Here is a 13811-nt window from a genome sequence, read left to right on the forward strand (position 1 = left end):
CGACTTAATCAAGCGGCGGTATCAACTCGAACATTAACAGGGGGTCTGCGTTGACAGGCGTTTGCTCTAGCTGGAAGAACTGCTGGCGACTGCGTTCAACGTACTCGATCATTTCGTAGTAGCGGCGAATGTTGCGCACATAAATGACGGGCTCTCCGCCCCGCGCGTAACCGTGGCGCGTCTTGCTATGCCATTCGCGCTGTTGCAACAAGGGCAGCGCCTCGCGCACATCCGCCCAGCTGTCCGGGTCACCGTCGCGCATTTCGGCGATTTTACGGGCATCGTAAAGATGCCCCAGACCAACGTTGTAGGCCGCCATTGCCATGAACAGGCGGTCGTCTCCGGTGATGTCGTCGGGAAGTCGGTCCATGATGCTGCGCAGGTAGCGTGAGCCGCCGTCGATGCTTTGCGCTGGGTCGCGGCGATTCTCAATGTCCATTTCCTTGGCGGTAGGGCGAGTCAGCATCATCAGGCCGCGTACGCCGGTGGGCGAGACAGCCTCGGGGTCCCAGTGGGACTCCTGGTAGCCGATGGCGGCAAGTAGTTTCCAGTCGAAGCCGGTATTCTCGGCGGCCTGCTTGAAGTCCTCGGTGAAGCGGGGAAGGCGGGCATCCAGATGGGTGAGGAAGGTGCGTGTACCGACATACTCTAGGTAATCGTCATGGCCGAAATAGCGTGCCACAAGTTGGTCGAGAGCCCCTGTCTGTTGAAGGTCTTCAAGAAAGCGGTTTGCTGCCTTAAGCAACCCCAACCCCCGGCCACTGGGAACCGCCCAGGCCATCGAAACCGGATCGCCCAGCGGGAAGCCATGCTCGACATTTTTAAAAAACAGCCGGTTAATGCGGAACTGATGTTCAAAAATCACGGCCGCGTCGAAACGGCCATCTTCGATTTGGGCCAGTAGCTCGGCGACCTCCAGCTCGTGGGACTCGCGCCAGCTTAATTCGGGATAGTCTTCCTGCAGCTCGCGTAATGCCTTGCTTGTGCCTGCGCCGCTCAGTGTGCCCAGCGACAGGCCGACGAGGTCGCTGGGTTCAGTGATGCCGTTGAGTCCGCGACGGTAGACGACCAGTGGCTGCATGTTGATGATCGGCCGGGTGTAGTGAATGCCGGGCGTATCGGTGAGCAGGGGAAGCGCCGCTGCCCCCAGGTCGCCTTTCTCACGCACCGCGGGTAGCACGCTCTCGGGGTGGTGGCTGGCATCGATGTTAAGGCTGACCCCCAGGCGATCGGCAAACCGCCGCATGAGTTCATACTCGAAGCCAGTTGGCCCATGGCGGCCTTCATAATAGGTGGTCGGCGTATTGCGCGTATGCAGGGTGATGAAGTCGCGCTGGCGTATCTGCTCCAGGTGCTCGCCTTCCGGCACAAATGAAAAGGTCGGCATCATCACCAGCAGCGCAATGGCCGTTAGTGCGTAGTAATAGCTTGAGCAAGCGAGAAAATGTCGGCAAATCAGCGTCAGCATAGTGTCTTGTCGGCGCGGGAGAAGCTGCCACGATACCCAGCCATCGGCAGACTGTCACCTTGTTGATTTCGTGTGGCCGACGCTTTCCAGTATCATAGGCATTAATTAGTGTCATAAAAGAAGGCCGCACGGCGGCCCGGTGATTTCCCTGCTCGAATTCTCCCTGCTCTAGAGGCTTCTGGATATGCTCGAACTGCGAGGCGCGCCCGCCCTTTCTGCCTTCCGTCATGCTCGGCTATTAGCGGTGCTGCGTGAACGTGTTCCCGAGGTCGAGGCGCTATCCGCCGACTACGTTCACTTTATCGACCATCACGCGCCGGTGGAGGCGGACGCTCATCAGCGGCTGGTGCAGCTGTTGGATTACGGCCATGAAGCAGCGGTTGAACCACCCAAGGGCGCACAGCGTTTTTTGGTGGTGCCGCGCATTGGTACTCAGTCCCCCTGGTCCTCCAAGGCCACCGATATCGCGCATAACTGTGGTTTGCACCAGGTCAGCCGCATAGAGCGTGGCGTCGATTACCGGATAAGCATGACCGCCATGCCGGATGAAGAGGGGCTCAGGGCGTTGACCGCCCTTCTGCACGACCGTATGACCGAAACCGTGCTCACCGATGCCTCGGATGCCGCCAAGCTGTTTGCCCACCACGACCCGGCGCCGCTGGGTAGCGTGGACATCATGACCGGCGGCCGTGAAGCCCTGGCCACCGCCAACCGTGAGCTGGGGCTGGCGCTTGCCGATGACGAGATTGACTATCTTGTCGAGGCCTTCAATGAATTGGAGCGCAACCCAAGCGATGTCGAACTGATGATGTTCGCCCAGGCGAACTCCGAGCACTGCCGCCATAAAATCTTCAATGCCGACTGGCTGATTGACGGCGAGCCGCAGAATCACTCGCTGTTCAAGATGATCAAGAACACCTTTGCGACCTCGCCGGACAACGTGCTGTCTGCCTACAGTGACAACGCGGCGGTGATCAAGGGCAGCCAGGCCGGGCGCTTTTTTGCGACACCGTTGACCGGCGCGGATGATGAGCGCGCCCTGTACGGCACCCATCAGGAACCTATCCACATCCTGATGAAGGTGGAAACCCATAACCATCCGACGGCGATTGCGCCTTTCCCCGGGGCGGCGACCGGCTCCGGGGGCGAGATTCGCGACGAAGGGGCGACCGGTATCGGCGGCAAGCCCAAGGCGGGGTTGTCCGGCTTTACCGTTTCCAACCTGCGTATCCCCGAGTTCGTTCAGCCCTGGGAAGCCTTCGACTATGGCAAACCCGAACGCATGCAGTCAGCGCTTTCGATCATGCTGGATGGCCCGATCGGCGGTGCGGCCTTCAACAACGAATTTGGCCGACCCAACCTGACGGGCTACTTCCGTACCTACGAGCAGGACGTACTCAGCGAAGACGGCATCGAGCGGCGTGGTTTCCACAAGCCGATCATGATCGCTGGCGGCTACGGCAATATTCGCGCCCAGCACGTCCAGAAAGGTGACATCCCTGTCGGCGGTAAGCTCATCGTCATGGGCGGCCCGGCGATGCTGATCGGCCTGGGTGGTGGGGCTGCCTCCAGCATGGCCTCCGGGGTGTCGAGCGCCGACCTGGATTTTGCCTCGGTGCAGCGGGAAAACCCGGAAATCGAGCGCCGTGCTCAAGAGGTGCTCGATCGCTGCTGGGCGATGGGCGACCATAACCCTATTCGTTTTGTTCACGATGTCGGTGCTGGCGGGCTTTCCAATGCGCTGCCAGAGCTGGTCAAGGACGGCGGGCGAGGTGGATTGTTCGACCTGCGTGCGGTGCCCAATGCCGAGCCGGGCATGAGCCCGCTGGAAATCTGGTGCAATGAAGCCCAGGAGCGCTATGTGCTGGCGGTGGCGGCCGACGACCTGGCGACGTTCGAGGCGCTGTGCGCCCGCGAGCGCTGCCCTTACGCGGTGGTGGGCGAAGCGCTCGAGCAGCACCATCTTGAAGTGCGTGACGGCCATTTCGAGACCCGGCCGGTTGACCTGCCGATGAGCGTACTGTTCGGCAAGCCGCCCAAGATGCTGCGTGAGTTTAACCGCCAGTCGCCGACGCTATCGGGGGTGATGCTCGACAATCTGGACCTGCGCGAAGCGCTGGACCGCGTCCTGCGTCTGCCCACGGTGGCCTCGAAGAGCTTCCTGATTACCATTGGTGACCGCTCTATCACTGGGCAGGTGGCCCGGGACCAGATGGTCGGCCCCTGGCAGGTGCCGGTCGCGGATGTCGCCGTGACAACCGCCAGTTTCGATACCCATGCGGGCGAGGCGATGGCCATGGGCGAACGCCCGCCGGTGGCCCTGATCGATCCAGCGGCCAGCGCCCGTCTGGCGGTGGCCGAGGCGATCACCAACCTGGCTGCGGCACCCATTGCCAAGCTGGGCGACGTCAAGCTGTCGGCCAACTGGATGAGCGCCGCCGACTACCCTGGCGAGAACCAGGCGCTTTACGACGCCGTGCACGCGGTCGGCATGGAACTCTGCCCGGCGCTGGGCATTGCCATTCCGGTGGGCAAGGACTCCATGTCGATGCGCACCGCCTGGCAGGCCGAAAATCCCAAGGGGGAGGTGGAAGAGAAGTCCATTACCTCGCCGCTGTCGCTGGTGGTCACCGGCTTCGCACCCGTGACCGACGCCCTGGCGACCCTGACGCCGCAGATCAATCTGGAGCAGGACGAATCCGACCTGATATTGATCGATCTGGGCAACGGTCAGAACCGGATAGGCGGCTCGGCGCTGGCGCAGGTATACGGTCAGGTCGGCAATGAGTGCCCGGATGTGGATGACGCCGAAGACATCAAGGCGTTCTTCGAGGTTATTCAAGGCCTCAACCGCGATGGCAAGCTGCTGGCCTACCATGACCGCAGCGACGGCGGTTTGCTGGTGACGCTGCTGGAGATGGCCTTTGCCGCCCATTCCGGGCTTGAAATCAAGCTCGACTGGCTGGTCGACGAGCCGGTGGAAGCGTTTGGCGCGCTGTTTTCCGAAGAACTGGGGGCGGTGATCCAGGTCAATCGCCAGGACACCGAAGAGGTGCTGACCCAGTTCGCCGTGGCCGGTATTGAAACCTGTGGCGTGATTGCCCGCCCGCGCTACGACGATCAGGTCCGTGTCACGCTGTTCGAAGAGCCGCTACTCGAAACCACCCGCCAGCTCACCCAGCGCACCTGGTCTGAAACCAGCTATCGAATGCAGGCGCTGCGTGATAATCCTGAGTGCGCCAAGAATGAATTCGATAACCTGCTCGACGTTCGTGACCCCGGTCTCAGCGCTTCGCCGAGCTTTGATGTCAACGACGATATCAGCGCGCCATTTATCAACACCGCGAAACCTGCCATGGCCGTGCTACGCGAGCAAGGCGTCAATGGCCAGGTGGAAATGGCCTGGGCGTTCGACAAGGCCGGTTTTGACGCTGTCGACGTCCATATGAGCGATATCCTGGAAGGGCGGGTGTCGCTTGACGACTTCAAAGGCCTCGTCGCCTGCGGCGGTTTCTCCTACGGTGATGTCTTGGGCGCTGGCGGCGGCTGGGCGAAGTCGGTGCTGTTCAACGAGCGTGCCCGTGAGCAGTTTGCGGCGTTCTTCAAGCGTGACGACAGTTTCTCGCTGGGGGTGTGCAACGGCTGTCAGATGCTATCCCAGCTTCGGTCATTGATCCCCGGCGCGGAAGACTGGCCCACCTTTGTGCGCAACGAATCCGAGCAGTTCGAGGCGCGCCTCTCCATGGTCCGGGTGGAAAAAAGTCCCTCCATCCTGCTGGCCGGTATGGAAGGCTCGCAGCTGCCCATTGCCGTGGCCCATGGTGAAGGTCAGGCCGCGTTCCGCGACAGTGCCCACCTGCGCCGGATGCAGTCCAGCAGCCAGGTCGCTCTGCGTTACATCGATAATTATGGTCAGGCAACGACCCGCTACCCGGCGAACCCTAACGGGTCACCGTCGGGAATTACCGGGCTGACCACCCCCGACGGGCGCGTCACGATCATGATGCCGCACCCTGAGCGCGTGGCGCGGGCGGTGACCAACTCCTGGCGCCCCAGCGAATGGACCGAGGATGGCGCCTGGCTGCGTCTGTTCCGTAATGCTCGGGCGTGGTTAGGCTAAGTCCTGACGCCCGAATGCCAGGTGATGGATGACATACCCTCAAAAGGCGGCTTCAGGGCCGCCTTTCGCGACTGACGTGATGACACCCAAGCTGCGCCCCTATCAAAGCCAGGCGGTTGGCCGCGTGGTTGAGCATTTCCGTGCTTCCCACGCCCCGGCGGTGGTGGTATTGCCCACGGGAAGCGGTAAATCGTTGGTGATAGCCGAGCTTGCCCGCCTGGCGCGAGGGCGAGTGCTGGTGCTGGCACACGTGCGTGAACTGGTCGAGCAGAACCACGCCAAGTATCAGGCCTACGGCCTGGAGGCCGATATATTCAGCGCCGGGTTGAAGCGTAAAGAGGCCGAGCGACAGGTGGTCTTTGGTTCGGTGCAGTCGGTGGTGCGCAACCTGGACCGGTTTGCCGACGGTCGCTTCACTCTGCTGGTGGTTGATGAGTGCCACCGCATTTCGCTCGATGAAGACGCCAGCTATCGTCAGGTAATCGACCACCTGCAGCAGCAAAACCCACAGCTTAAAATACTCGGCCTGACGGCAACGCCTTATCGCCTGGGGCAGGGGTTCATCTATCACCGCCATTATCACGGCATGGTGAAAGGCAATGATGACTGCTTCTTTCGTGACTGCGTGTTCGAGCAGCCGCTCAGGTTGATGGTCAAGCAAGGCTATCTGGCCGAGCCCAAACGCCGCGATATGGCGGTCGAAGGGTATGATTTTTCCCACCTGGTACCGGCGGCGACGGGTGCTTACACGGAGGCGGCGTTGAATCAGGTGGTGGCGGGCAATCGGGCCACGCCGGGTATTATCCGCCAGGTCGTCGAGTTGGCGGATGGGCGCCAGGGCGTGATGATCTTTGCCGCGACTGTGGCCCATGCGGAAGAGATCATGGGCTATCTGCCGGCGGGGCAGGCGGCGCTGATTACCGGTGCCACCGTGTCCCAGGACCGCACGGCGATTATCGACGCCTTCAAAGCCCAAAGGCTTAAATACCTGGTCAACGTGGCCGTGCTGACCACTGGCTTTGATGCTCCCCATGTGGATCTGATTGCGATACTGCGGCCGACCGAGTCGGTCAGCCTGTATCAGCAGATGGTGGGTCGGGGGCTGCGCCTGGCGCCTGGCAAGCAGGACTGCCTGGTGCTTGACTATGCAGGCAACCCCTGGGATCTCTACGCGCCGGAAGTGGGCGAACCCAGGCCGGATAGCGATAGCGAGCCGGTGCAGGTGGCGTGTCCTGAGTGTGGTCATGCCAACCTGTACTGGGGCAAGCGCGACGGTGAGCTGGTGATCGAGCATTTTGGCCGCCGCTGCCAGGGGCTTGTCGAAGATGAAAACGGCACGCGTCGCCAATGCGCGTTTCGCTTTCGCTTCAAAGTCTGCGATGAATGCGGCGCCGAGAACGATATCGCCGCCCGCCGTTGTCACGGCTGCCAGACGCTGCTGGTCGACGCGGATAGCAAGCTCAAGGATGCCCTGAAGCTGAAAGACGCCAGGGTGCTAAGGGTCAGTGGCATGTTACTGGAAGCTACCACCAACGGGCGCGGGCTGCCGCGGCTCAAGGTTACCTACTATGATGAAGACGGCGCGAGCCTGGCGGAATGGTTTGCCCTGGAGACGTCGGCGCAACGGCGTGCTTTCTTCGTAGCGTTTTTGCGCGACCATTTGCGCGCGCCGGGGATGCCCTGGCAACCTGCCACACCTCAGGAGGTTGTCAGCGAACAGCACCGCCTGCGCCATCCCGACTTCGTGGTCGGGCGCAAGGTAGGGCGCCACTGGCAGCTTCGCGATAAGCTGTTTGATTATCAGGGCCGCTACCGCAAAGCCAGCGATGCGGGGTAGCATGTGCCTTGTGGAGATAAACCATCTACTGTCCAATATCTCAACGTATTAATATGGAGCCTGGTATGACGACTTCACCTAGACGAATCACGTTCGATGAGGATAATTTTTGGGTTGAGTTAAACGATGGGCGTACCGTCGGTGTGCCTTTGGCGTGGTACCCACGCCTGCTCAATGCAACGCCTCAACAGCTTGCGAACTATGAGCTAAGCGCACGTGGAATTCATTGGGACGCACTTGATGAAGACATATCCATCGATGGGATTCTAGCGGGCCAAGGTGATATGACAGGCCATCCCCAGGCAGTCGCCTGATTCTTCTCCATTACAAGAGTCGACCCGCGTGAGCGAGACGCCAAGCGAAAACCAAGCCTCCTCAAGCACGGACACAGCGCCGGTGGCCGAAGCTTTGGGGCGGCTATTCAACGAGCCGATCACTCAATTGCCGGAGGATTTATATATCCCTCCGGAGGCGCTGCGCGTCTTTTTGGAAGCCTTTGAAGGGCCGCTTGACCTATTGCTTTACCTGATTCGCCGCCAGAACCTGGATATTCTGACCATTAACGTGGCCACCATTACGCATCAGTACATTGAATACGTGGAACTGATGAAGGCCATGGAAATCGAGCTGGCGGGCGAGTACCTGCTGATGGCGGCGATGCTGGCCGAGATCAAGTCGCGTACCTTGCTGCCCCGGCCGCCCAAAGCGGAAGGCGAGGATGAAGAGGATCCGCGGGCAGAATTGATCCGTCGCCTGCAAGAGTACGAACGCCTCAAGGAAGCCGCCGAGTCACTGGATACGCTGCCGCGCGTTGGCCGCGACTGGTTCAGCGTGCAGGCAGGTTTGCCGCCGCTGGAGGCGCGGGTCATTCATCCGCCGGTCGAGCTTGATGAACTGTTGGGCGCACTGGCCGATATTCTCAAACGCGCCGAGCTTGCTCAGGCGCACCATATTAGCCGTGAGGTACTCTCCACCCGTGAACGGATGCTCGCCATCATGGAGCAGCTCGGTGGGGAGGGCGGCGAGCCGCACTACGTGCCCTTTGCCGCGCTGTTTACCCTGGAAGAGGGGCGGGCAGGCGTTGTGGTGACGTTCATGGCGATTCTGGAGCTCGCCAAGGAAGCCATGATCGATATCGTGCAAAATGCCCCGCTCTCGCCAATCCATGTGCGTGCGCGCCCCGCAGCCATTAGCGACGGCCATGACCCCGAAGACGCCTTTGCAATCGATGACGCTGGCGAACATTCTGATGAAGAAAGCGCGTTTGAAGCACCTGCCGACAGGGAAGCACCATGAGTGAGATTGATTCGCCGTTGGAGGAAATACTCGAAGCCGCGTTACTGGCGGCGGGGGAACCACTCTCGCTGGAGCGCATGGAAACGCTGTTTCTGGATGGCGAGTGCCCGTCTCGGAACGAGCTTCGTGAGGTGCTGGCCCGATTGGGCGAGCGTCATGAACACGGCGCTCTGGAGCTTATCGAAACCGCATCGGGGTATCAGTTGCGTATTCGCCCGCGGCTGTCCCAGTGGGTATCGCGGCTATGGGATGAGCGCCCCCAGCGTTACTCACGGGCGCTGCTCGAAACCCTGGCATTGATTGCCTACCGGCAGCCGGTGACCCGCAGTGACATCGAAGACGTCCGCGGGGTCAGCGTGAGCAGCTCGATCATGCGTACACTGATGGAGCGCGGCTGGATACGCGTGGTTGGCCATCGCGATGTGCCGGGAAGGCCGGCGGTCTACGCGACCTCGCGCAGCTTTCTGGATGATTTTGGCTTGAAAACCCTGGATGCCCTGCCGCCGATGCACGAGCTGGTCAGTGGGGAAGCCGATGGCCAGGACGCCGCTGATGTGCCTGATACGAACGACGGGCAAACGCTGTTGCCGGATCCGCCGTCTTCTGACACGCAGGAAGCACTGGACGACGCGCCCGAAACCGTGCAGGATGCGCCACCCGAAACGGCCGATAGTGCCGAGACGCACGCCGAGACGGCGTTAACCCAGCCGCTGAGCTTTGCCGACCTAGAGGCACGCCTGGCGGCACGTGCGCAGCGATCCGATGACCAGGATGCGCGCACGCAGACCCATGATGAGAGGTCAGACGACCATGAGTCAGAGTAATACTCCCCCTACCAGCGAAAAGCTGCAAAAAGTTCTCGCCCGCGCCGGTCTTGGCTCGCGGCGTGAAATGGAAACCGTGATTGCCGACGGCCGCGTCAAGGTCAACAATCAGGTCGCCAAGCTGGGCGACCGAGTTGAAGCGCGCGACAAGGTCAGCGTTGACGACCGGCCGGTGACGCTGAGAGCGGAAGACGAAACACCGCGCCGGGTGATCATGTACAACAAGCCGGAAGGCGAGTTGTGTACCCGCAAGGATCCCGAAGGCCGTCGCACCGTGTTCGATCGCCTGCCGCGCTTGAAAGGCGAGCGCTGGATTGCCATCGGTCGCCTGGATATCAACACCAGTGGGCTTTTGCTCTTCACCACTGACGGCGAGCTGGCCAACCGCTTGATGCACCCCTCGACGCAGGTCGAGCGTGAATATGCGGTGCGCGTGATGGGTGAAGTGAAGCGTGAACATATCATGGCCATGGTAGACGGTGTGATGCTGGAAGATGGTCCCGCCCGGTTCACCGATGTTCAGGAGTTCGGCGGTGAAGGGATCAACACCTGGTTCCATGTGGTCATTCTGGAAGGCCGAAACCGCGAGGTTCGTCGACTCTGGGAGTCCCAGGAACTGACGGTAAGTCGTTTGAAACGGGTTCGTTACGGCAATATCTTCCTCGATAAGCGCGCCAAGGCGGGAGAGTGGGTCGAGCTGTCCCAGGATGAAGTGGATGACCTGGCGGCACTGGCTCAGCTTGAAACCCGCAAGGTCCCCGAACTGACGCCGGATGAAAAGAACCGTTGGAGCCGGGATAAAAACAAGCGTCGCCCGGTGCAGGCAATGCGCAAGCCCAAGCGCCGCTGAGGGGCGTTTGTAACAAGAGGCAAATTAAGGCAAAAGTTCAAAAAAGGCTTGCGGATAGCGTAGGCGATCCGTAAGATATGCATCCGTTCGGGCGGGTCGTTAGCTCAGTTGGTAGAGCAGTTGACTTTTAATCAATTGGTCGCAGGTTCGAATCCTGCACGACCCACCAGCCGAACTTTATTTAGATTTGCCGCCGCCGCGTGAGCAGCGGGTCGTTAGCTCAGTTGGTAGAGCAGTTGACTTTTAATCAATTGGTCGCAGGTTCGAATCCTGCACGACCCACCAGATTCAGCACCCCTGACAGTTCGCTGTCAGGGGTGTTTTGCTATGTGTACACTGTTGATGCCTGACAATTGGACTTGCCGTCAGCAACCATTTCCCGCCAAAATAGTCTCATGATTGTTGAGACTGGCATAAAGCCAACGCGAAAGACGCAGCGGTTTTTGCCAATGAGAGCGGCGCGTGCGGAGTGCATACGCCGTGACTGATGTTTAACAGGGGGATTCCCTGTTCGTCACAGTGGTAGACACGATGACTATTATGACTACTCAAGCTGAGCTTGATGCTCCGCTCCCAAGCCCCTACTGCCCGACCCGCATACCCGCTGAAGATCAGGCGCGGGTGGCGGAAATCAAGCAGTTGCTTAAACAGCACAACGCCGTACTGGTAGCGCACTACTATACCGATGACGCCATTCAGCAACTGGCGGAAGAAACCGGTGGTTGCGTGGCCGACTCGCTGGAAATGGCGCGCTTCGGTGCCCGCCACGATGCCACCACCCTGGTGGTGGCCGGGGTGCGCTTCATGGGCGAAACCGCCAAGATTCTGTCGCCTGAAAAACGCGTGCTGATGCCCACCCTGGAGGCTACCTGTTCGCTGGATATCGGTTGCCCTGCCGATGAATTCAGCGCTTTCTGCGACGCCCACCCTGACCGCACCGTGGTCGTTTATGCCAATACGTCGGCTGCCGTCAAGGCGCGTGCCGATTGGGTGGTCACCTCATCCATCGCTGTCGATGTGATCGAGCACCTTCAGGCCAAAGGCGAGAAAATTCTCTGGGCGCCCGATAAACATCTGGGTGGTTACATCCAGAAAAAAACCGGTGCCGATATGCTGATGTGGGACGGCGCCTGTATCGTCCACGAGGAATTCAAGGCGAAAGGCGTCGAGGACCTCAAGCGGCTGTACCCGGATGCCGCCGTGCTGGTTCACCCGGAGTCGCCTGAGCCAGTGGTTCGGCTGGCCGATGTGGCGGGGTCGACATCGCAGTTGATCAACGCAGCCAAAACCCTGCCCAACGAACAACTGATTGTGGCAACCGATCGCGGTATCTTCTTCAAGATGCAGCAAGCGGTACCCGAGAAGACGCTGTTCGAGGCCCCGACGGCGGGCAACGGCGCAACCTGCCGCAGCTGCGCGCACTGCCCGTGGATGGCCATGAACGCCCTCGACAACCTGGCAGGTGCGCTACGCGAGGGCAGCGGCGAGATTCAGGTCGGCAGTGAATTGCGCCAGCAGGCGCTCAAGCCGCTGGAGCGAATGCTCAACTTCAACACCTAGCCGTGACACCCAGAGGCCGACTACTTGTCAGTCGGCCTCTGGGTACTTATCAACGTGCTCAGCTTCAACCGGTTGTGCCTGGAACTCCTCCCCTAGCAGCCTGTCGGACTTAACACTGATCTACTGCGAATCCCGGTATTTTGGCCAACTTTATTCGATCGATTTCGTTAAATAGCGCGCTATTCGCCTCAATCGATCGATAAATTTGGCTCAAAATCCGTGATTCTCGCGACGATCGGTCAAGCCCGACAGGCTGCTAGAACTCCTCCAGAGCCTCGCGGTAGTCCATGAAATCCTCGCGCCGCTGTTCGATGCGTGCCAGCGTGCGCTGATCGTTTTCGCGCTCAGCGGCGTCTTCGGCTATATCCAGTTGGCGAATACCGCTATCCATGCGCCCGGTAAGCTGAAGATATTCCGCCCGCGCCAGGTGACCCAGCCCATTACGCCCGCTTCGCCCGGCAGCTTCTGACAGCAGGTTGAAGCCCTGTGGGTTTTCGGGATGTTGCGCGGTGACATCGCGCAGGATGTTGTAGGCCGCATTGGGGTCTCGCTGAAGTTGCGCCTCGGCCAGGATGAGCTGGGCTGGCAAGTAGTCAGGCATGAAACGCAGCAATCGCTGGCTGCGCTGGATGGCGTCATCGTAACGCTGCGCTTGAAGGGCAACCTCTGCCGCCGACGCCGGTAACATGGCAAGGTCTGGCTGTTCATCACGCAGTCGATCAAGCGCTTGGAGCGCGGCATCCACCTGGCCGGACCGGGCATCGGCCAGGGCGGCTACATAGCGCTGTGCCGCTTCGTTGGCGTCTTCCTGAGCCAGGCGAGAAACGGCTTGCTGGGGCGATTGTGAATGGATCTGCAGTAACGCACGGCCGCGGATCATGTCGTAGAGCGTATCGTTAGAGTAGCTTGAAGCAACGTCCATCTGAGCGGCCCGTGACTGCGCATCGCTCAAGCGGGATTCGGACACCGGGTGGGTCAGCAGGAATTCCGGTGGCGTGCCGCCCTGAAGGCTGGCCATGCGTTGCAAGGTGCGGAACATGCGGGCCATGGCGTCCGGGTCGTAGCCAGCATCGGCCATGGCTTGAAGACCCACGCGGTCTGCTTCCTGCTCGTAGCGGCGCGAGTAGGTGAGCTGGTCTTGAATGAGGGCTGCCTGAGATCCCATGGCGGTGGCGATACCCGCATTGCCTCCACCACCGGCCGCGATCAGTAATCCGGCCAGCATGCCGGCCATGGCCGGTAGCTGTGTCTGTTCAGCGCGCTCGCTGCTGCGAGCATAGTGGCGCTGCGACAAGTGGCCAAGTTCGTGGGCAATGACCGAGGCAAAGGCGCCTTCATCTTCGGCAAAGGCGAACAGGCCAGCGTGAATCCCGACCACGCCACCGGGGACCGCAAAGGCATTGAGGGTTCGGTGGTCGACCATGACGGTGGTCACGTCCAGGTCGCCCAGTTGGCTATGCGGGGCCAGACGATCAACCAGGCTGTTCAGGTAATCATGGGCAATCGGGTCCTGCCATTGGGGGGCGTGGGCACGGAACTGACGCAGCCAGGCGCGGCCCAGCCGGTGCTCTTCGTCGCTGGTCGACGAATAGCTGCTGCCCAGACTGGGTAACGTCTGCTCGTCGCTGACGGCGGGCGAGGGAATCAACAACGTCGTACCGCAGGCGAACGCTAAGGCGCGCGTCCAGCCTGCTGAGGCGTTAAAAAAGCGCGGCATGGCATCCTCATCGGTGATGTAAAGCGCTGGGTCACTGCTTATGACATTGATTCAAGCGGTGAAGTGCCGTTAAATCAATGCGCAGTCAATACTGCCTAGTCTATGCAACAATGACTGATACGTGCAGGGTCTTTTTTGA

9 protein-coding genes and 2 tRNA genes are annotated in these 13811 nt (G+C 60.5%); 9 read left to right on the top strand and 2 right to left on the bottom strand.

The annotated features are described in order from the left end of the window. Positions 1 to 4: 4 nt before the first annotated feature. Complete coding sequence (gene mltF / locus ADS46_RS07545) at positions 5 to 1468, bottom strand: membrane-bound lytic murein transglycosylase MltF (protein WP_066318325.1); 1464 nt, start codon at positions 1466 to 1468, stop codon at positions 5 to 7. Positions 1469 to 1652: 184 nt separating this feature from the next. Here mltF and purL point away from each other — a divergent pair, with 184 nt between their 5' ends. The 9 genes from purL to nadA all read left to right on the top strand — a co-directional run bounded on the left by purL (position 1653) and on the right by nadA (position 11955). Next, entirely contained in the window at positions 1653 to 5588 is a 3936-nt protein-coding gene (gene purL, locus ADS46_RS07550; RefSeq protein WP_066318327.1) for a phosphoribosylformylglycinamidine synthase, read from the top strand. 28 nt (positions 5589 to 5616) lie between these two features. Beyond that, a complete protein-coding gene (locus tag ADS46_RS07555) occupies positions 5617 to 7425 on the top strand; it encodes a DEAD/DEAH box helicase (protein WP_082926025.1) in 1809 nt (602 codons plus the stop codon). A gap of 65 nt (positions 7426 to 7490) precedes the next feature. Continuing rightward, positions 7491 to 7739 (top strand): DUF2442 domain-containing protein, encoded by a 249-nt coding sequence (locus ADS46_RS07560; protein WP_066318332.1) that lies wholly within the window; start codon positions 7491 to 7493, stop codon positions 7737 to 7739. A gap of 28 nt (positions 7740 to 7767) precedes the next feature. Further along, positions 7768 to 8721 (top strand): segregation and condensation protein A, encoded by a 954-nt coding sequence (locus tag ADS46_RS07565; RefSeq protein WP_066318334.1) that lies wholly within the window; start codon positions 7768 to 7770, stop codon positions 8719 to 8721. Then, complete coding sequence (scpB, locus tag ADS46_RS07570; protein ID WP_066318336.1) at positions 8718 to 9545, top strand: SMC-Scp complex subunit ScpB; 828 nt, start codon at positions 8718 to 8720, stop codon at positions 9543 to 9545. Before ADS46_RS07565 ends, scpB begins: the two co-directional genes overlap by 4 nt. Next, a complete protein-coding gene (gene rluB, locus ADS46_RS07575) occupies positions 9532 to 10395 on the top strand; it encodes a 23S rRNA pseudouridine(2605) synthase RluB (RefSeq protein WP_066318339.1) in 864 nt (287 codons plus the stop codon). Before scpB ends, rluB begins: the two co-directional genes overlap by 14 nt. 93 nt (positions 10396 to 10488) lie before the next feature. Then, a tRNA-Lys gene (locus ADS46_RS07580) sits at positions 10489 to 10564 on the top strand. Positions 10565 to 10604: 40 nt separating this feature from the next. Next, a tRNA-Lys gene (locus ADS46_RS07585) sits at positions 10605 to 10680 on the top strand. A 246-nt stretch (positions 10681 to 10926) separates the two neighbouring features. Beyond that, positions 10927 to 11955 (top strand): quinolinate synthase NadA, encoded by a 1029-nt coding sequence (gene nadA, locus ADS46_RS07590; protein WP_066318341.1) that lies wholly within the window; start codon positions 10927 to 10929, stop codon positions 11953 to 11955. A gap of 256 nt (positions 11956 to 12211) precedes the next feature. Here nadA and ADS46_RS07595 read toward each other — a convergent pair whose 3' ends face one another. After that, complete coding sequence (locus ADS46_RS07595; RefSeq protein WP_066318343.1) at positions 12212 to 13672, bottom strand: M48 family metalloprotease; 1461 nt, start codon at positions 13670 to 13672, stop codon at positions 12212 to 12214. Between the last annotated feature and the right edge of the window lie 139 nt (positions 13673 to 13811).

It is taken from the genome of Halomonas sp. G11, assembly GCF_001663515.1.
Lineage (GTDB): Bacteria > Pseudomonadota > Gammaproteobacteria > Pseudomonadales > Halomonadaceae > Vreelandella.

Excerpts from the sequence above, each read along its gene's own strand:
- mltF (WP_066318325.1), bottom strand. The coding sequence starts at position 1,468 with ATGCTGACGCTGATTTGCCGACATTTTCTCGCTTGCTCAAGCTATTAC.
- purL (WP_066318327.1), top strand. The coding sequence starts at position 1,653 with ATGCTCGAACTGCGAGGCGCGCCCGCCCTTTCTGCCTTCCGTCATGCT.
- ADS46_RS07555 (WP_082926025.1), top strand. The coding sequence starts at position 5,617 with ATGACATACCCTCAAAAGGCGGCTTCAGGGCCGCCTTTCGCGACTGAC.
- ADS46_RS07560 (WP_066318332.1), top strand. The coding sequence starts at position 7,491 with ATGACGACTTCACCTAGACGAATCACGTTCGATGAGGATAATTTTTGG.
- scpB (WP_066318336.1), top strand. The coding sequence starts at position 8,718 with ATGAGTGAGATTGATTCGCCGTTGGAGGAAATACTCGAAGCCGCGTTA.
- rluB (WP_066318339.1), top strand. The coding sequence starts at position 9,532 with ATGAGTCAGAGTAATACTCCCCCTACCAGCGAAAAGCTGCAAAAAGTT.
- nadA (WP_066318341.1), top strand. The coding sequence starts at position 10,927 with ATGACTATTATGACTACTCAAGCTGAGCTTGATGCTCCGCTCCCAAGC.
- ADS46_RS07595 (WP_066318343.1), bottom strand. The coding sequence starts at position 13,672 with ATGCCGCGCTTTTTTAACGCCTCAGCAGGCTGGACGCGCGCCTTAGCG.